Here is a 19,131-nt window from a genome sequence, read left to right on the forward strand (position 1 = left end):
CGCCATCTTGAAACTAATAAATCTAAGTATCTCAATCATTAAAGTTAATGAAGATGAATGCCTGATATTTCTGCAACGTATCAATCTTTCAAAGGACATAGATTAGAAAATGGAATTTTTAGGGCAGACAGAAAGCTAACAGGCTGGAATGATGTTATTATACATATAATGTTACGAAGCAGCAGAGACAACCTCATATCCCCAATAAATAAATTAGATCCGAATGCAGAACCGGATTGGGTTCTTCTTAAAGTCAGTTATTATGCTGCCATGTTTCATGATAATGACTTGCCCAAATATGTTACTTTCTATTTCTATTCAAATTTCTAAGGAAAATTTTTAACCAACACCCCTTCCCGAAATACTCGGGGAGGATTTATTTCATCAAGTACCAGATCTTCCTCATAAAACTAATATCCAGAAAAGAATTCTTCAAAGTCTTAAAGCAAATTTCGCATGACAGTAGAATTCAAATTATAAAAATTACAAAATTATTTATATCTAGATTCAATTTTGATACAGAACGTTCAGCAAGATATAGCTTCTCAAGCCTCAGATATCCGCGATTTGAATTTTAAATTATTGTAGATTTTCAGCTTTACAGTGTCACTAAATAACACTTATAACAGTACCAAACTAAACTTCCCTTAACTCCCTAGGAAAAAGAGCTTCGCTTGAAAATAGGAAAAAAAAATGTTATAATAACTCAGAATTTGAAAAGGATGACTTCTTTGACTTTTAAAAAGTTATTTTTTTTTACTGCTTTTTGTTTTTTCCCTAACTTGATATACACTCAAACTCAGGATTCTGATAATATTATTCTTCCGGACATTGATTTTTCTATTGTTGATAATAGTTCCATCAATACAGTGGATACAGAAGATGCGCTTCTTAATGATAGAAATCCTGAATTCCAAAAAGTGTATTGGGAAGAATTAACCGCAAATAGTCTAACAAGTGGATTATCCCGCAGTATATATCATACACAAAAACAAAATTTTTCAACAATAAAATTTTTATACGGTTCATTCAACACCATGAAAATCAATGCTTTATTGCAAAGATTGACCAATAATTTTTTCTATAAAATTTCTTATGACAATTTAATACGTCATCATTTATCTATCAACAATGTTCCCTATCTCCATAGCGCGCGTTATCAGAACAATTTTTTCAGTGAATTTAGTTACAACTTACCATACACTTTTTTCAAAGGGACTATCTCATATCAACAAAAAAAAATTTCTTTTTTCGGTTCTGACAAAAATCAATTTTCTCATTTTTTACCGATCTCTTTTGAAATCAAATATTGGATCAATAATAAATCTTTTATTGATACGGGTATAAAATCACAATTCTACTTGCAAAATTTCCAAACAGATCAAGGAAATACTTTGCAAAAACAATTTCTTAGTGATCTGATTCTTCACAGCACTTATCAAGCCAGTTTTACTGATTGGAATATTTTCAAAGCTGATCTTGTTTATGAATTTAACTATATTGATAAAACCACACATCAAGATATCGGTTATATTACACTATTAACAGAATTTAATCTTACCAAAGATCTCATCCTAAAATTAGGAGGTACTTTTGTTCCTTCAAATGTTCATAAATTTTTTGGCTGGCCGGAAGTATCTTTAAGCTATAATTATGGTGAAATCTTCCATATTTCTGCTAGCATGAGCGGACAATATTCGCCACTCAGCGCCCAATTACTAGCATCAGAAATTCAATTATATTCTTACAACAAAACACCTGAAACAAAATGGATTTATCAAATTTCAACAACAATTAATGCTTCATCATTTTTTGAGATTAATGGCTATTTTAAATCAGATTGTTATTTCACGAAACGTTTATATTCCTATGATTATACAGAAAATTTATATCTTTTTTCTGAAAATGGAAAAATTAATATTTTGGGATCAGGAATATCAGTAAGTACACGCTATCCAGATATTTTTGATTTATCTTTTGTATACTCTTGGGAAAACTTCCCAAAAACATGGCTTTTATACAGTCAGCATATATTTGATTTAACATCAGGATTAGGTTACAAGCCGATAGGCTTTTGGTTTGAAACGAGTTTTAAAATACTATCACCACGCATCTTAGATAAAGAATTTTCCAATAACGTGCTGCTTTTAAATTTCAAACTTAGCCAAAAAATTAAAAAGATAGCAACCCTAACACTTGAATTAGAAAATACCCTTAATCAACCTATATTCTATCGTGTTGGTGCTCCAGCTGGCGGTATTCAGGCCACAGGTGGCTTTCAATTAAACTTTAATTAAGAGGAACTTATGAAATACTTTTTTTGGTCTATTATTTTCGTTTCCGGAATTGTTTTCGGTCAGGAATTTTATAAAGTAGAAGACTTAAAACCCGGCTCCAAAGGCTACGCATTAACCGTTTTTCAAGGCACCGAACCAGAAAAAATTGATCTTGAAATCATTGATTATATGCCCAATCGTATGGCAAAAGCAGGCTTAATTCTTGTAAAGCTCTCCGGAGACAAAATAGAACGTACTCGTGTTGCTGCTGGCATGAGTGGAAGCCCGGTTTACGTAGACGACAAACTCGTAGGAGCACTAGCTTACACATGGGCTAACGCTAGAGAATTAATGGCAGGTGTCGTACCTATACAAGATATGCTTTCTGACAAAAAGCGCGGGGTAGTTATTCCAATCAATGGAAATAATAATTCTATCAATCCCATAAAAAGTGCCTGGTCACTGACAGGATTGGATGATCCGGAATTGCTTTATGCTGTTCAAAACATTGCAACTGCTCCTATTTCCGGTGTAGAATTAAACATACCGGTAAAGTCATCTCGCTTAAATAACAACGTCCCCTTAAAGCCAGGAGATTCTGTTGCTATTAAACTAATTGATGGAGATATTAATCTTGCATCTATAGGTACAGTAACCTATGTAAATGGTGAAGATGTATATATTTATGGTCATCCTATGGAACAATGGGGACCAATAACATTACCTCTAGCGAAAGCCAAAATTTATGACATTATTGCAAGTACGGAGTTATCATTCAAATTGGGAGCTGCTCAAGAAACTATTGGAGCTACTGTTTTTGATGGCTTATCATCAGTATACGGCCGCTTTGACCGCTATGCTCCTATGACTCCTGTATCTATCAGTTTTCGAAATTCTTATTATACTAATACCTACAATATTAACATCTCTCAATCGCAAAAATATTTACCTGTGTTGCTTAGTGAAGGAATTGGCTCGATTTTAAATCGAGAGTTAGGAACCAACATAGAAAAAAGAATAAAATTATCTTGGAATATGGAATTTACTAATAAAAAATCTGTTACCAATACTGCATTATGGGTAAAAAATACTATTTACGATCCTATTTCTATTAAAGGATTCTGGAAAGACTATGTATCCATTTTATGGAATAATCCCATTACCCATTTAGTTCCTGAAAAAATTACATTAACTGTAGACATTGAAGATCAGCCTTATAGTCACTACTATACGCACAACAGCAAATTAAATCGCTATGAATTTCTTCCTGGAGATACCATTTATATTCGCACTACCTTATCAGAGCCTCAAGGTGACACTTTTTTCACTAATGTGAGTTTTAAGTTGCCACAAAATTTGAAGAGTGGCCAGTATACTATTTTAATTGGAAGCGGAATCTCTATTGAAACAGAAATTAATAACACATTTTCAGAATCTCAGGCAATAAAAACAGAACAAAAACTGATTCAAGAATTACAGAAACCTATTCTAACAGAAGAATTTAAAATAGTATTAATCGACACACAAAATGCCAGTAGTATAGGAAACAGCATTTTAGAAAATATTCCTATCTCTCGCCGTTCTCTTTTTAAGACCAGAAATACTAAAGGATCAGAATTAAATTCTCCTAAATTAACAGAACAATCGATTTTTTTTGATAAGCCTATTCTTGGAATTGATTCGCTTGTAATCAATGTTATTGAGGCTAGTCCCATCAGTGCACCATAATTCCTTTAATTTTTAAGAGTGTTATCCCTTCTTCATTCATAGGAACATACCCACGATTAACAAGGTGTTGGGTATATATTTTATTATAAAAAAATGCCCCTAAAACATGCACTACAAAACCATATAATAAATTCCAACTGTTATTAGATGTCCAGATTACAGATAACATTTGAAAATTTATCAAATGACTGTTTTGAAAGATCAAAGGAGTGTTATAATTAATTGTAATATAAAGAATTAAAAGAATCAGAAACATTTTCAAGTCTCCGCGGATTAATGGAACAAATCCTCCAAAAAAAAGAGTTGTCCATGAAAATCCTAAAATCCCTATCTTTATTTCATTATTTCTTTTATTTTTTAATATAAGGGTAATTGCCATCAGATCCTCGATTTAATTTAACTGAATATCTTGCCCTAAATTAAATGATAAATCAGAATAGCCACTATTCAAAGCAACAGATATAGGAACTTGTTTAGCAGTAATTCCTAATAATTGACGTGGTCCAGGAGAACAAAAAACATCAGATTCTGCCCAGATATTTCGTCTTTCTGCAAAAAACAGAAAAGCCTGAGAGTCTAGTTTTACTAATGCTTTTTCGATCACAAACTCATCTTTTCCATGCCTACTTTCTATATTCAGCAAGCCTGTGAGTGGCAAAGCTTGGATTCTTCCTCCATGCTGAAGGTCTGTTAATGCTGCCATATAACCTGTATACTTGCTCAAAGCAAGTGATCCAGCCACAAGCCCCAAATTTAAACAATAAGCAGCATCAAACAACGTAGGAGCCCCACAACGCCCTTCATAACCAAAAAAATGGTTCATCGTATTGAATTTAAACGACTCTAAATGAGGTATTATCTTTTTTTGTTCGGAAATGCGTCTTGATACCATCTCTATAACCAGCATTTCCGTAGGAATCTGAGATAAAGGTAAATTCCCATGAGAATCCCGATCCAAAAGTAGCATCTCCTGAATATTAGGAGGTAAACTCTTATATAAACTGATATTTTCCTGATTGAGTGAAGCAATAATAAATTGATATTTCTGGGATTTATCCATTCGAGAAAAATCATCAACATTATGCCCAATAGTATGATCCATTTCCGAAAGCAGAACCCTCATTTCTGGAATAAATTCTATAAATCCCTCAGGAATAAGCACAAGACCATGATTAATTCCTTTTCCTGCGCGCTTAATGATGACTTCTGCAATTTCATTCACAACAGTTTGGAGTGATTTGTTTTTTTCTTTTATCTCTTCGGAAATAATAGTATATGCTGGTTTCGTCTGGAGAGCCGTTTCTAATGCCACATGACTAGCCGCCCGACCCATAATTTTAACAAAATGCCAATACTTCAACGAAGAAGCTGTATCCTGTAAAATATTGCCTACCATTTCCGAATAAATCTTTGTAGCTGTATCAAATCCAAATGATATTGGTAAAAGATCTCCCAATTGAAGATCGCCATCTATGGTTTTAGGTACTCCGATAACAGCTACTTTCTGAGGAGCCAAAATTTCAGCAAGTATGGCAGCATTTGTATTAGAATCATCACCTCCAACAATAATAATTGCATCTAATTGATAATGGTTTACCACTTCTTTAACTTTTTCAAACTGTTCTTCTGTTTTTATTTTTGTACGATCAGATCCCAGAAGATCAAAACCACCTGTATTAACAACTTGTAGTACTAATTCATCTGTTAACTCAAAAAAATCACCTGCTAATAGCCCTTTTGGACCAGCCTTAACGCCTAGAAGAGTATTTTTTTCTCCTAAAGCTTTTTTTATACCAACAACTATATTATGACCACCAGACGCAGGACCACCAGAAAACAATACAGCAACTCGAAGGTTTTCTACATTAATAAAAGAATCGGCAACTAAAATTTTATTTTCACTTAATGCAATGCTCTGAGGAAAGGCTTCCGCTACTGCACTTTGATCTTTCGTATTTAATATATGATCGCTTTTTTTGAATGATATAGGATTAATTTTGCCTTTATTAAGAAAAGTTTCAACAACAGGTACTGATAAATTTTTAATAAAATCTTCAAACAAAGAATGATGATTTTCCATTTTTATTAAATTTTGAACTAACTCATTCATTAATTTTCTCCTTTTTCGCTAAAAACACCCTAAAAATTTATACTTTTTCTTCAAAAACACCAAATTTTCTAAATCGATCATAGCGAGACTGCAACAATTTAGGAATACTTTTCTTTTTTAGAACTTCCAGATCGTCTAATAGATGTTTTGATAGGGTGTTCATTGTTTCTTCATGGGATCGTTGGGCACCACCTAACGGCTCTTGAATTACTCCATCAACAATACCAAATTTTTTGAGATGCGAAGCTGTATAACATAATGCTTCAGCAGCTTGTGTAGACTTTGATGAATCATGCCATAGAATGGAAGCACAAGATTCAGGAGAAATAACTGAATAAATAGAGTTTTCAAGCAATAAAACCTTATCAGCAACAGCAATACCCAATGCTCCCCCACTACCACCTTCTCCTATAATTACAGAAATAATAGGTACTTTGATTCCGAAAAATTCCATAAGATTCCGTGCGATTGCTTCACCTTGACCTCGTTCTTCAGCACCAATTCCAGGATATGCTCCGGGAGTATCCACAAAAGTAATAATAGGCTTTCGAAACTTTTGTGCAAGCTTAGCAGCACGTAATGCTTTACGATATCCTTCGGGATTAGGCATACCGAAATTCCGTTTCAAACGCGAATCAATATCAAATCCTTTTTCCTGACCAATCAACATCACTTTTTCATCACCCAGCATTGCCCAACCAGTAACAATAGCACCATCATCACCAAAATAACGATCACCATGGAATTCCAAAAAATCATGAAACATGCCTTGGGTATAATCCAAAAATCCAGGACGTTCAGGATGTCGTGCTACTTGTGTAATTTGCCATGGTGTAAGATTTCCATAAATTTGCTGCAAGCGTTCTTGACGTTTTTTTTCTAAGACTTCAACTTTTAGCATATCAACAACAGGAGATTCACGTAACTCTGCCAAAAGCCCATCAAATTCTTTTATTTCATTTTCAAAATCCAAATAGTACATTTTATTCCTCTTAAGTATATATTAAGATTTTATCATTATATCTTATTATTATATTATCGTCAAGCATTACTTGAATAAAAATAAGAGCAATAAACTTGCCCTCACTTTTCTACTTTTTTCTGCTGTCTTTGTTGCTGTTTTGGTACCATAATGAAAACTTTTTCCATTTTAACAGGCTGAATTGGTCTGTCATTAAGATCAACTTTTACTCTTCCAATTTTCCTGACAATATCCATTCCCCTAATGACTTGACCAAAAATAGCATGCTTACCGTCGAGCCAAGTGGTTGGCGCCAACGTAATGAAAAATTGCGAGCCACCAGTATTTGGACCTGCATTAGCCATTGATAATACGCCAGCTTGAGAATGTTTGAGTCGGCTACTAAATTCATCTCTTATTGTATAGCCTGGACCCCCCGTACCATTACCGTTTGGGTCACCGGTTTGAATCATAAAATTATCAATCACACGATGAAAAATTAATCCGTTATAAAAACCTTTATTGGCTAATTTAATAAAATTACTAGCTGTAACTGGACTTTTGTCGACAAAAAGCTCGACCGTTATCTCGCCAAGCGACGTTTTAATAAGCGCTGTGGGATTTTGGGGATTGACAGGTTGTATTAACTGAGCATGCATAATAGGACCTCCTAAAAACGCGACACTTATCAAAATACCTAAAAATTTCATAGGTACCTCCATAATTGATACTTTTTAAAATAATATTAGCACATTTTTTTTATTTATGCAATTTTTGCAATTTATAAAATTTTCTGTCATAATACTAAGAATTTCAATTGGGATTATCATGCATTATGAATGAAAGATTACGCTTTCGTATTTTATCCTTCTGTATTTTTTTTAGTTTTGGGCTGGCTAGTATAAGGCTTTTTCGAATCACCATCTTCCCTGATGATAGGCTAAAAACATCATATACACGTTCTTTTGTACCGCGCGGTAACATTTATGACAGACGTGGGCGTTTGCTGGCAGGCATTTCATCTAGCCGTTCGCTTTTTGCGAGACCTGCACGGATACCAAATGAACTTAAAATATACATCAAAAACTACCTGCATTCTACTGGCTATTTTTCAGAAAACGAACTGACACAATTTGATAAAAATGACAGAAATTTTGTTTATGTGAAACGAGATATGACACCATCTATTACAGCTCCGGTGACAGCATTGCTTCGGGCCCTCAAAAATGAAGGTTATCTCAGAAATGATGAATTAGGACTTACTTCAGAAGAATCACGTTTTTATCCGTATGATTTTCTATCTGCTATCATTGGAACTCTAGGTCGCGACAGTGCCGGCTTATATGGCATAGAATATACGCTTAATTCTTCGTTAGAGCAAGGCCTTAATATCACTTCAACGTTAGATGCTGAAATTTCACGAATAGCTTATGAAGAACTGAGTAAAGCTGTTGTTGATTCTCAGGCGCAGAGTGGAAGTGTTGCTATTATGGACCTGAAAAAACGCGAAATTCTTGCTTTAGTACAAGCAGGTGAATCTCAAAGTCAGGCTTTGTCGACAGCATATATCTACGAACCAGGGTCTGTAATGAAAATTTTCACAGCAGCATTTGCTATGGAGCAAGGTATTGCTTCAACATCAGAGCCCAAATTCGATGATTACACCCCTTATAAAGTAGGCAATTATATATTTTCAAAGCCAGCTTATGGCTACATTCCCTTATCTGTTATGATACAAAAATCAGCAAATATTTCATTTGCGAGACTAGCTAGTAAATTCGGAGCTGATGACTATTATTTATGGCTTTCTGAACTGGGCTTCGGGCAAAAACCAAAATTGCCACTCACTGGGCTTGAAAAAGGAATCTTACATCCTGTTCAAAGTTGGAACAGCCTTTCAAAACCAATGATTGCAATAGGTCAGGAGATTGGCGTCACTACTTTGCAGTTGCTCATTGCAGCTTCTGTTATTGCAGGTGGCGGTGAATTTATTTCACCGATTATTGTCTCTTCCATCCAAAACAACGTAGGCGAAGAAACCCTTGTCATTGAACGTGAATATCAACAGCTTATGCATCCTCAAAAAGCACGCGAACTCTTATATGCCTTGGAAAAAGTCGTCATGAGAGGTGGTACCGGAAATTTAGCAGCCATTGATGGCATCCGTATTGCTGGGAAAACTGGAACCGGTATGATCGCCGGACATCAAGGATATAGCGTTGGTCAAAATAATACCGTATTTATCGGATTTTTACCTGTTGAAGATCCACACTTAGCGATCGTTGCTGCCGTCCACAATCCAAAAGGACAATCCCGTTCAGGAGGTGGTGTTTCAGCTCCGCTTTTTGCTGATATCACAAGACGCATATTACTTTACGCAAATATTAATTAGATACAATAAATAATTTTAAGGAAATTCTCATGAAACCTAAAAAAACCACAAAATTCACCAGAGCACTTCAAGATGGATTTTTACTTGTACTACCTCTAGGTATCACTATCGGCATTATCTATTGGTTATGGTCGTTCATCAAGAAATTTATTCCTGACATGAGCTATTTAGTACCACTTTCATGGAGGGAATTTCCCTATTTCAATAGCATTGTTGATTTAGGTTTTCTCTTGTTGGTATTTTTACTCATTATAATATTAGGATTTTGGGGTTCAACATTCTTAGGAAAATGGTTTAACAACCTAATCGACAAATTCCTTATGTCGCCAACAGTAATTCGTCCCGTATATGCTACAGTAAAAAAATTAGCGGAATTATTTTTCAAAAATGAAGATCATGATATTAATGTGAATCTTTCAGAAAGCGTTCTTGTACCTTATCCTACCGCAGATTCCAAAACTATCGGCTTTGTAACGTCGGACAATGCCAATCATTTTTTCGGAGAGCAGGATGGACCTAATTGGCTTACTGTTTATTTGCCTTCATCTCCTATTATTTCTTCAGGATTCTATCTAACCTGTCGAAAATCAGATGTTGAACCTTGTCTCATTTCATCAGCACAAGCATTAACAACTGTTCTATCAGCAGGCTCGATACAACAAGATATTGCTCCTACCAGCTTATCCATCCATAAGACAGTTAAAAAAAATCATTTGCAACTACTATTTTTTCAAGGGCTGCTCTTTTCAACTCCTATCATTGGAACAATTTCCATTTTTACATGGGTATTCAATTCATTATACCGATTTATCCGCTCATTTACAGTACTTTTACCTGTTTCCCTACACCATTTTATTCCAGCATCTTATTATAATGCTATCACCAGCATTTTAATTCTTATTATCATGCTTTTAAGTATGGTTCTTATTGGATTTCTTGCAGAAAGCGCATTCGGATTATGGATTAAATCCTTATCCAACAGACTTTTCAACAGCATCCCTATGTTTAACACAGTATACTCTTCAGTTGCGAAAATTGTACAAGCATTTTCATCCGACCCATCAAAAGAAATACGGTTTAATAAAGCGGTATTACTGCCTTTCCCAAACCCCAAAGCATTAGCTATCGGCTTCGTAACAGCAAATAACAGCTCCGCTATCATGAAAAATGGTCAAGAATATATACCTGTGTTTGTACCAACAACACCCATCCCGACAACAGGCTGGTTTGTCTCGGTGCCACGGAAACAAGTGAAATTTTTGGATATGCCTATAGAAAAAGCGTTCGGTCTGGTAATTTCTGGAGGCATTCTCAGTGACGAGAAGGATTCAAAATGACGATAAAATCTGTACTTAACGCAGATAATTCGCATAACTTTATTATATGCGCTCATAATCGTGAAATACGCCTACATTCTATGAGACCTCAAGTTGAAGCTCAAAAGCTATTTAAGCAACTTCCTTCTAATGCGGATTTAATTTTCATTGGTGGCATAGGCTTGGGCTATATTTTAGATGAAATTCCACAAAATTCTGAACGCTTTTACCTTATTTTCGAACCTAAAAGTATTATTTTTGATGAGGCATTGCAGAAACTCCCGCAATTGAAAGATATGCTTAAACAGCCAAATATAATTCTGATTCAAGATTGCCAGATTCTTTCAGAATTTATGGCACAAAATCGCTTTAAAAATGTAGGATTTTTGATTCACCGTCCGTACATGGATTTATTTCCACAAGAAATGAAACAAGCTAAAGAAATTGTTGCTGCACGGCTGTCACAACAAGAAATCAGTAATGCAACACTCATTCGTTTTGGAAAAATATGGATCAAAAATCTATTCCGCAACATGCCACGCTATTTTTCAACACTTAAGCTGATAGATTTTAAAAACAGTTTTGTAGGACAGCCTGCAGTGATCATCGGAGCAGGACCTTCACTTGCAGAAGCGCTCCCTTACCTTAAAAAACATAAAGATCATGCTGTATTTATTGCCTGTGATACAGCACTTCCTATGCTGGAAGCTGAGGATATTTCTGTAGATTTTGTTATTACTGTTGATCCGCAAGATAAAAATGCATTTTATTTACGATATAGTTCCGACAAACAACACATTCTTATTGCCGATCCAGGAGTTCATGAAAGTTCCTTTATTGATTATGAAAATCATCAAATTATTCTTATGGATGCAGCTTTGCCTTTCTATCAACTTTTCCAGGACTGCTGGAAACCATGTGGATTATTGGCATCAGGAGGCTCGGTTTCGACGTCTGCTTTCGATTTTGCACGTGTTATCGGTGCTGATCCTATTATTTTAGTAGGTCAAGATTTATCCTTTACTCAAAAAAAAATTCACAGTCAAGGAAACATTTTAACAGAATTTTCACGGATCAACTTTAACAAATTTCATTCTGCACATACCAGGCATGCTTTAACGACTTATCCTTCACATGCGCGGCTGATAAAAGGACGGAAACAAAATCAAGTACTTGCCGATGCGCGTTTTTCAGTGTTTAGTGAATGGTTTTCCAAAGAAATACCCCAAACTAATGCACAAGTTATTATTGCTGGCTTAGAAGGAGCATTTCTTGAAGGAGCAGATCACCGAACGGTGAAGGATGCTTTTTCTATGCTGAACACCCCTATTCTCAAAAGAGTGATTCAACCTCCGAAAAAACGGCAAAAAAATGCTTTCTATGAGATACTCAATTCCCTCAAAATATCAGTGCAAACAATTATTCCTACTGCTCATAAAAATTTAATTATTGCCAAAAAAGCACAAATTTCTAGAAATTTGCAGCAAGCCCAAACCGCTACGGAAACCTTATATTCGATTTTATTGCATCCTGAGCACCAAAAAACAGCCCACATTTTGGAGATTGCGATGCAGAATACTGTACAAAAAGCACTGGAATTACAGGATTCATCTGATAAATCAGAAAAATTAGATATTATCACAGCTATTTGCCAAGAAAATCTTGAATGCTTGAGATTCTTGGAACGCATTATCAAAAAATCACTTTCTCTTAAATAATTTTTATCCAAAATTTGACATTCCCCTTTTATCTTCAGTATATTCAGATATATTAATCACATAAACCGATAAATTAATATTAAGGGGACAACTATGAAAAAAGCATTAGCATGCATGATTTTTCTGTGCTGCTTTTCAGCACACGTCCACTCTCAAGAAATCGGAATTTTGGATACAAGACCAGCATGGCAAAGGAATACTAAACCATTAAATTTGTTTGGAATGGAAGCATATGTCAACACAGGTAACTTAATACAAACAGATTCAGCTACCCGTTGGAAAGCAAACAGTGCAACTTGGGAAGCTTATTATACTGCTTCCATCCCCAATTATGACTGGATTTCTCTGGGAGCCGGAATGGAAATTGGAGGTTCTATTGGATATGACAATTTTGGAACTGTTTATAGCCATTCATTAAAAGAAAGTTATTATTTTGTTTTCCAATCTTATTTAAATGTTTCGCCATGGTTTACTCTTCATTTTAATAGTGATGGACGGGCACAATTTCGACTACGATATACCGCTGATTTTGCCAATCCTGTTCAAGATAATTTCTCTCATTTTCTTTTAACAGAATTTAGATTCGGATTTTTTCTTGCGGGAAATCAAATCAATCTATCCCATGGAAATATTGATAAATTCTGGATTGATAGCCCTTCTTTAGAGTTGTTGTATTTTATTCAGTTTCATAAAAATGTTGCCTTTCGTTGGTTTTCGAAATTTTATGTAAATAATGGACTATTTTACAACACTAGCGGCATCACTTCCAAGGAAAGCGTCCCTATGGAACACTATGCGCGGTTAGATTTTATTTTAGGCAATGGCATTACTTTATGGGCGAGATTGCAATGGAATATTTTTAATACTGATTTTAATGCTTGGGCATTCTATCCTGACAAAAACCCTTACGACCTGCAAGTAAGGGCAGGCTTAATCCTTATGGTAGACTTTAATCAAACAACAGGAGCTCGGGCTGAAATATAATTTTTAATAATAACGAAAATACAAGAGAACAATTTGCTCTCTTGTATTTTCCAAACTCTTTCCTCCCGACTCCAACATATTAAGAAGGGCGTAATAAATAAAGTCAAAGAGTCAAAAAAAAAGATTCGTTAAAATAATATTTTTTTTTCAATAAAATCTGCAACACCATCTTGATCGTTTGATAATGTAATATCATTTGAGCAAATTTTTACAGCTTCTTTCGCATTATCCATGGCAACACCCCAACCTACCATCGATAGCATTTCAATATCATTATTATCATCTCCAAACGCTAAGGCTTCATGAATACGAATACCATGTTGTTCCAGTAGATGTTCTAATGTTTTGCCCTTATTGACCTTACGATTCATAACTTCAATACACGTCAATGCAGTGTCAGGATTTTTTGGATCACGAAACCCTGGAGTAGTAAGAATAGCATAAATATTTTCATCATGCAGATCTTTTAAGTCTTTATAAGCTTGCATAACTTCTTTTTCATAACCTAACAGTAAAATTTTCACAAAGCGATCCATAGGAGCATTATCTAAAAATCCAAACATCGTTTCCATTTTTTGACCGTTAAGGCGTTTGAGATACTGAGGCAAAATTTCGTTTTCTTGCTCATAGTAACAAATATCATCAGCAAAAGCCAAAACCAGTAAATTGTTGGTACGTGCAATATGGATTGCATCCTTTGCTTCTTGAAGGTCTACAGTAATCGTACGAATTGTTTTATTTTGCCTAAGATCATAGATACAAGCACCATTATATGTAATCATATAATCTTCCAGACCAATTTGCCGTGCATAACTAATAGCTGCAGGAGTACTTCTGCCCGTGACAATAAATATTTTTCGGCCAGTCTTGATGAGATTCTTAATTGTTGTCTCGGTTCTGGGAGTGCAGATCTCTTGACTATTAATCAGCGTACCATCGATATCTATTCCGACCGCTTTTATTTTTTTTGGATCAAACATCGGTACCTCCTATCTGCGCATATTATAACATTATTTTTCGATGAAATCAATTATAAAGAAATCTCATTTTTTTCCGTCAATATAAAAAAGGTTTGATCTTTTGGCAGGTTTTTAATGAAGAAATTATTAATATATATTCTACTTGTTTCGGCACCGGCATACGGAACACATCCTAAACGTGAATTCAGAGGTGTCTGGATTGCTACTGTATTCAATATTGATTGGCCATCAAAAAAAGGACTTTCCCCCGAAATTCAAAAACAAGAATTGATTAAACACTTAGACAACCTGCGAGATATGAAAATGAATGCGGCTATTCTACAGATCAAACCAACTTCCGATTCTTTTTACCGCTCAAAACTATCACCTTGGTCGCGGTATCTGACAGGCATTCAAGGTAAGGATCCTCTTTATGATCCTTTGGCATTTTTCATTGAAGAAGCTCAAAAACGCGCTCTGGAAACACATGTTTGGATTAATCCGTTCAGAATTCTGAATGGTGAACCGTTTGATTCTCTTGATAAAAATCATATAGCCCGCAAAAATTCTGACTGGATTATTAATTATGATGGCCGTTATTACTTTGACCCTGGAAATCCCAATGTACAAGCTTATATTCAGAAAGAAGTGATGGAAATTGTGCGAAACTATGATATTGATGTTATTCATATGGACGATTATTTTTATCCTTATAAAGTATTCAAAAATAATCAATTAGTTCCCTTCAATGACAAAAAATCATGGGAAAAATATGGCAAAAATAAATTTAAATCAAAAGATGATTGGCGCCGGAATAATACAGCTACGTTCGTAAAAAATATGTCTGAAGCCATTAAAAAAGAAAAATCTTATGTAAAATTCGGAATCAGTCCATTTGGAGTTTGGAGAAACCAAGATACTGATCCTCGTGGTTCTAAAACTAAATCAGGCCAAACGAATTATGATGATCTTTTTGCTGATATTTTGAAATGGATTGAAAACAAATGGATCGATTATGTTGCCCCTCAAATATACTGGGATTTTACCACTAAAAATGCTGAATTTGATATGCTGGTCGATTGGTGGGCCAATGCTGTAAAAAATCAAGTTGATCTGTATATCGGCATTGGTGTTTATAAGCTTCACGAGCAGCAATGGCCGCTCAGTTCTATCAAAAAACAAGTCGAATACATCCGAAAAAAAGATGCAATCGATGGTGTTATTTACTACAGCAGCAAATGGATGCTCAATAATACAAAAGGCATTAAACAGGATATTATTTCCAATATTCATCCATATCCTACTTTAATTCCCACAAAATCAGCATTAAAAGCGCCACAATCCCCTATTAACTTCAAAGAAACTATTTCTAATAATAAAAGGATACTCACATGGGATACTCAAGATCAAACAAATATTCGTTACTTTGTTATTTATGAATTCCCTGATATCGAAGCGGCTGATATTACTAATCCGAGTTATATTTTAACTAAAATTCCAGCAGATATACGAAGTTTTGAAGTAGAGTTCAAGATTAATTATAACTACGGAATAACAGCTGTCTCCCGAATGCATCATGAAAGTGAGCTCACAATTAACAATAAGATAACAGAGAATGATGGTCTAACAGAATTAGATAATATTTTAGATTCTATTATTCAATGATCTCAAAAAAATAAAAATTATAGTTATGTATAATTTTTAAGAACAGTATTTGAAAGAATATGAATATTCTTTCTGAATTTCATTAATATATCTTATATAGATCTTTTTATTATATGCGATTCATTTTCTTTCAAACCGCAGCCATTCTGCCATTCACGCAATATCCTACCTCCATACTTTTTTGAAAAAAAGATCTAGCAACTTATAAATCTGCTGTTAATAGCTGTTAATAAAAGAAATATCTTTATAAAGTATTATTTTGACCTTACATGACATTAGGCACAAAATAATAATTAAATCAAACTTGGAAAATAATAGAAGATTATTTTAAATAATACTGTTTTTATAAGCATTATTATATTGACATTTCCTATTGATATAAGCTATAATGAGTATATTAATTTCATAGGAGGCTTCTTATGCGTTTACTCACTCTCCCTTTGATGGTTTTGGGATTTCTAGCCATGACGTCTTGCAAATTTTTTCAAGACTATAATGGCAACGGTAGTGGTATAGTCTTGGATGGGAATGCTTTAACGTTTATTGCAAACTTCAAAAAACAAGATCTTTATGTCACTTCTATGAATCAAGACTTGAGCAATCAAGCAATTATTGACATATTTACAGGAGATATCATTCTCAATTCCGCCAGTTCAAGTGCATACGGTGGAAATCTCAAGTTTGTACGCTCACTGAGCGGTACAAAAGCTGTGTACCGTATTATCAGTGGTAGCAGCAGTGGGAAATATGCTCTATTACATTATGATCATTTAAACAGATCCTCTCATAGTGAGGCTGTCATTCTCTCTAGTTCTTTTGTAGACGATGACTCACAATTATCAGAATCCACCGCAATAACTCAAGGTTCCGGTGATCTTTACGGTAAGGTATCAAGTTAGTGGATAATTATATTCCTAATACAAATAAAAGAACAATAGGGGCAAGTTTTTGCCCCTATTTTTTAGAAGGAAAGAGGTATCTTCCAGTAGCAGGTACTATATCTAACATCATGAAATTCTTACTTCCGATATCAAATTAAAACTTCATATAAAAAATATAGCATATTTAGAATATTCTATATTAATGAAACTTTATATATGATGAGAAATCTAATCGTACAGATAAATCAGTTCCTTTCAAGAAATCAGTGAATTTATCATCTATTCCAAAAAGAAAACTCTATGTATATTTTAAAAGATTACTTTAAAAATAACTCTTCTAAGAAAATTTTTCAGTTATATACAGAATTTGCTAAAAGTTACAATAAAAATTTCCTGCTTTTAGAGAACGATTGCAAAAAAATAATTTATTTATTATAATATATTTAACACTATTGAGATATTTGCTATCTCTTAAATTTTAACTAAGGAGAAAAATATGAATCTTAAACTTAATAAAAATGGATTTCATCGTCCTGGTCCGGTTGTTTTAGCTGTGCTTGATGGTGTAGGAATAAGCGAAAAATTAGAAGGAAATGCTGTTATGCAGGCCGATATGCCAGTTTTTGATGCTTTGATGCAGTCTGAAATTCACCGCTTACTCAAAGCTCATGGCACAGCAGTAGGAATGCCCACTGACGACGATATGGGAAATAGCGAAGTTGGTCATAATGCACTAGGAGCGGGCCGTATTTTTGCACAAGGCGCAAAACGTGTCAACGAAGCAATTGCAGATCGTTCTATTTTCACCAGCGATACATGGCATGCATTGATTGATCAAGTCAAAAAAAATAATAGTACCTTGCATTTTATCGGCTTGCTTTCGGATGGGGGAGTGCATTCCCATATCAAACAACTTATTGCTATGATTGAAGAAGCCGCTAAAGACGGTATTCAAAAAGTTCGAGTCCATGCTATGACTGACGGAAGAGATGTAGGCGCTAGAACAGCGATTCAATATATAGATCAGCTTGACACAATATTTGAAAACATAAAAACCAAATATGGATACGATTACTCTATCGCGTCAGGCGGAGGACGCATGGTTATTACAATGGATCGATATAATGCAGATTGGCCGATGGTTGAACGTGGTTGGAACGCTCATGTTCATGGTAAAGCTGAACATAAATTTCATTCTGGAAAGGAAGCTATTCAAACTTTCTACCAAGAAGATCCAGAACGAAATGATCAGTATAATCCTCCTTTTGTTATTGTTGACGAAACAAATAATCCCATTGGTTGTATAAAAGATAATGATTCAGTGATTCTATTCAATTACCGTGGAGATAGAGCTATAGAAATTTCACAAGCTTTTACGTCAGATCAGTTTTCACACTTTGATAGAGGACATAGACCTAAAGTTCTTTTTGCTGGTATGATGCAGTATGACGGTGATCTTAAAATTCCCGAACTTTTCTTAGTTGAACCTCCTCACATCAACCATCCTATAGGAGAATACTTAGCAGCTAATAATATCCGTACCATGGCTATATCAGAAACCCAAAAATTCGGACATGTTACATATTTCTGGAACGGCAATCGAAGTGGATATATTAACCAAAACCTTGAGAGTTATATCGAGATTAAATCTGATAATATCCCATTCGACCAAGCACCAGCCATGAAAGCTGTCGAGATTACAGAGGAAGTCATAAAAGCTATTGAATCCAAACAATTTGATCATATTCGTATTAACTTCCCAAATGGAGACATGGTAGGTCATACTGGCAATTTTTCAGCTGTCGTTGAATCACTGGAAGTCACTGACAAATGCCTTGGGCAAATTCTTGAAGCAGTAAAAAAATCCAATGGAATCCTTATTGTACTAGCTGATCATGGTAACGCAGATCTTATGTGGTCTTTGGACAAAAATGGACATAAAATTCTTCATACAGCACATACATTAGCACCGGTTCCATTTATCATTTATGATCCTAATTACAACAATGAATATAAATTATCTTCCATTCCCGAACCGGCAGGCTTATCTAATGTAGCATCTACATTATGCAATTTATTAGGACTAGAAGCACCAACAACTTATGATGCATCTCTAATAACTTTTGAAAAATAGTAGGTAA

At 34.6% G+C, this 19,131-nt stretch carries 14 protein-coding genes; 9 read left to right on the forward strand and 5 right to left on the reverse strand.

What is annotated here, in order from left to right; genetic code table 11:
• The first annotated feature begins 731 nt into the window (after positions 1–731).
• Together BM018_RS05135 and BM018_RS05140 are read left to right on the forward strand one after the other, a co-directional pair.
• A complete protein-coding gene (locus tag BM018_RS05135; RefSeq protein WP_143280426.1) occupies positions 732–2,297 on the forward strand; it encodes a hypothetical protein in 1,566 nt (521 codons plus the stop codon).
• Between the two features lie 9 nt (positions 2,298–2,306).
• Entirely contained in the window at positions 2,307–4,004 is a 1,698-nt protein-coding gene (locus BM018_RS05140) for a SpoIVB peptidase S55 domain-containing protein (protein ID WP_092319295.1), read from the forward strand.
• On the opposite strand, the gene BM018_RS05145 is transcribed toward BM018_RS05140, so the two are convergent.
• The 4 genes from BM018_RS05145 to BM018_RS05160 all read right to left on the reverse strand — a co-directional run bounded on the left by BM018_RS05145 (position 3,991) and on the right by BM018_RS05160 (position 7,734).
• A complete protein-coding gene (locus BM018_RS05145) occupies positions 3,991–4,383 on the reverse strand; it encodes a hypothetical protein (RefSeq protein WP_092319297.1) in 393 nt (130 codons plus the stop codon). The genes BM018_RS05140 and BM018_RS05145 overlap by 14 nt on opposite strands.
• A gap of 12 nt (positions 4,384–4,395) precedes the next feature.
• Complete coding sequence (locus BM018_RS05150) at positions 4,396–6,114, reverse strand: diphosphate--fructose-6-phosphate 1-phosphotransferase (RefSeq protein WP_092319299.1); 1,719 nt, start codon at positions 6,112–6,114, stop codon at positions 4,396–4,398.
• Positions 6,115–6,151: 37 nt separating this feature from the next.
• On the reverse strand, positions 6,152–7,096 hold the full coding sequence (locus tag BM018_RS05155) for an acetyl-CoA carboxylase carboxyltransferase subunit alpha (protein WP_092319301.1): 945 nt from the start codon (positions 7,094–7,096) through the stop codon (positions 6,152–6,154).
• A gap of 101 nt (positions 7,097–7,197) precedes the next feature.
• Complete coding sequence (locus tag BM018_RS05160) at positions 7,198–7,734, reverse strand: peptidylprolyl isomerase (protein WP_200778571.1); 537 nt, start codon at positions 7,732–7,734, stop codon at positions 7,198–7,200.
• A 176-nt stretch (positions 7,735–7,910) separates the two neighbouring features.
• Between BM018_RS05160 and BM018_RS05165 the strand changes: the two genes are divergently transcribed.
• The 4 genes from BM018_RS05165 to BM018_RS05180 all read left to right on the forward strand — a co-directional run bounded on the left by BM018_RS05165 (position 7,911) and on the right by BM018_RS05180 (position 13,485).
• Positions 7,911–9,467: a peptidoglycan D,D-transpeptidase FtsI family protein gene (locus BM018_RS05165; protein ID WP_092319305.1), complete on the forward strand. Its 1,557-nt coding sequence runs from the start codon at positions 7,911–7,913 to the stop codon at positions 9,465–9,467.
• Between the two features lie 29 nt (positions 9,468–9,496).
• Positions 9,497–10,804 carry a DUF502 domain-containing protein gene (locus tag BM018_RS05170; protein ID WP_092319307.1) on the forward strand — a complete coding sequence of 436 codons (1,308 nt, stop codon included), beginning with the start codon at positions 9,497–9,499 and terminating at the stop codon, positions 10,802–10,804.
• Positions 10,801–12,501, forward strand: coding sequence for a motility associated factor glycosyltransferase family protein (locus tag BM018_RS05175; protein ID WP_092319309.1), 1,701 nt, complete (start codon positions 10,801–10,803; stop codon positions 12,499–12,501). The genes BM018_RS05170 and BM018_RS05175 overlap by 4 nt, the downstream gene beginning before the upstream one ends.
• Before the next feature lie 93 nt (positions 12,502–12,594).
• Positions 12,595–13,485 carry a hypothetical protein gene (locus BM018_RS05180; RefSeq protein WP_092319311.1) on the forward strand — a complete coding sequence of 297 codons (891 nt, stop codon included), beginning with the start codon at positions 12,595–12,597 and terminating at the stop codon, positions 13,483–13,485.
• A gap of 128 nt (positions 13,486–13,613) precedes the next feature.
• Here BM018_RS05180 and BM018_RS05185 read toward each other — a convergent pair whose 3' ends face one another.
• The gene (locus tag BM018_RS05185) at positions 13,614–14,465 is read right to left on the reverse strand and encodes a Cof-type HAD-IIB family hydrolase (protein ID WP_092319313.1); all 852 of its coding nucleotides are present in this window, start codon (positions 14,463–14,465) and stop codon (positions 13,614–13,616) included.
• Between the two features lie 114 nt (positions 14,466–14,579).
• Between BM018_RS05185 and BM018_RS05190 the strand changes: the two genes are divergently transcribed.
• The 3 genes from BM018_RS05190 (at position 14,580) to gpmI (ending at position 19,124) form a co-directional block, all read left to right on the forward strand.
• Positions 14,580–16,109, forward strand: coding sequence for a glycoside hydrolase family 10-like protein (locus BM018_RS05190; RefSeq protein WP_092319315.1), 1,530 nt, complete (start codon positions 14,580–14,582; stop codon positions 16,107–16,109).
• A gap of 419 nt (positions 16,110–16,528) precedes the next feature.
• Positions 16,529–17,008 carry a hypothetical protein gene (locus tag BM018_RS05195; protein ID WP_092319317.1) on the forward strand — a complete coding sequence of 160 codons (480 nt, stop codon included), beginning with the start codon at positions 16,529–16,531 and terminating at the stop codon, positions 17,006–17,008.
• Positions 17,009–17,486: 478 nt separating this feature from the next.
• Positions 17,487–19,124: a 2,3-bisphosphoglycerate-independent phosphoglycerate mutase gene (gene gpmI / locus BM018_RS05200; RefSeq protein ID WP_092319319.1), complete on the forward strand. Its 1,638-nt coding sequence runs from the start codon at positions 17,487–17,489 to the stop codon at positions 19,122–19,124.
• Positions 19,125–19,131: the final 7 nt, after the last annotated feature.

It is taken from the genome of Brevinema andersonii, from assembly GCF_900112165.1.
GTDB classification, from domain to species: domain Bacteria; phylum Spirochaetota; class Brevinematia; order Brevinematales; family Brevinemataceae; genus Brevinema; species Brevinema andersonii.

What these genes read in the sequence shown, in the direction of transcription:
- BM018_RS05140 (WP_092319295.1), top strand. Translation starts at nt 2,307, where the DNA reads ATGAAATACTTTTTTTGGTCTATTATTTTCGTTTCCGGAATTGTTTTC.
- BM018_RS05145 (WP_092319297.1), bottom strand. Translation starts at nt 4,383, where the DNA reads ATGGCAATTACCCTTATATTAAAAAATAAAAGAAATAATGAAATAAAG.
- BM018_RS05150 (WP_092319299.1), bottom strand. Translation starts at nt 6,114, where the DNA reads ATGAATGAGTTAGTTCAAAATTTAATAAAAATGGAAAATCATCATTCT.
- BM018_RS05155 (WP_092319301.1), bottom strand. Translation starts at nt 7,096, where the DNA reads ATGTACTATTTGGATTTTGAAAATGAAATAAAAGAATTTGATGGGCTT.
- BM018_RS05160 (WP_200778571.1), bottom strand. Translation starts at nt 7,734, where the DNA reads ATGCATGCTCAGTTAATACAACCTGTCAATCCCCAAAATCCCACAGCG.
- BM018_RS05165 (WP_092319305.1), top strand. Translation starts at nt 7,911, where the DNA reads ATGAATGAAAGATTACGCTTTCGTATTTTATCCTTCTGTATTTTTTTT.
- BM018_RS05170 (WP_092319307.1), top strand. Translation starts at nt 9,497, where the DNA reads ATGAAACCTAAAAAAACCACAAAATTCACCAGAGCACTTCAAGATGGA.
- BM018_RS05175 (WP_092319309.1), top strand. Translation starts at nt 10,801, where the DNA reads ATGACGATAAAATCTGTACTTAACGCAGATAATTCGCATAACTTTATT.
- BM018_RS05180 (WP_092319311.1), top strand. Translation starts at nt 12,595, where the DNA reads ATGAAAAAAGCATTAGCATGCATGATTTTTCTGTGCTGCTTTTCAGCA.
- BM018_RS05185 (WP_092319313.1), bottom strand. Translation starts at nt 14,465, where the DNA reads ATGTTTGATCCAAAAAAAATAAAAGCGGTCGGAATAGATATCGATGGT.
- BM018_RS05190 (WP_092319315.1), top strand. Translation starts at nt 14,580, where the DNA reads ATGAAGAAATTATTAATATATATTCTACTTGTTTCGGCACCGGCATAC.
- BM018_RS05195 (WP_092319317.1), top strand. Translation starts at nt 16,529, where the DNA reads ATGCGTTTACTCACTCTCCCTTTGATGGTTTTGGGATTTCTAGCCATG.
- gpmI (WP_092319319.1), top strand. Translation starts at nt 17,487, where the DNA reads ATGAATCTTAAACTTAATAAAAATGGATTTCATCGTCCTGGTCCGGTT.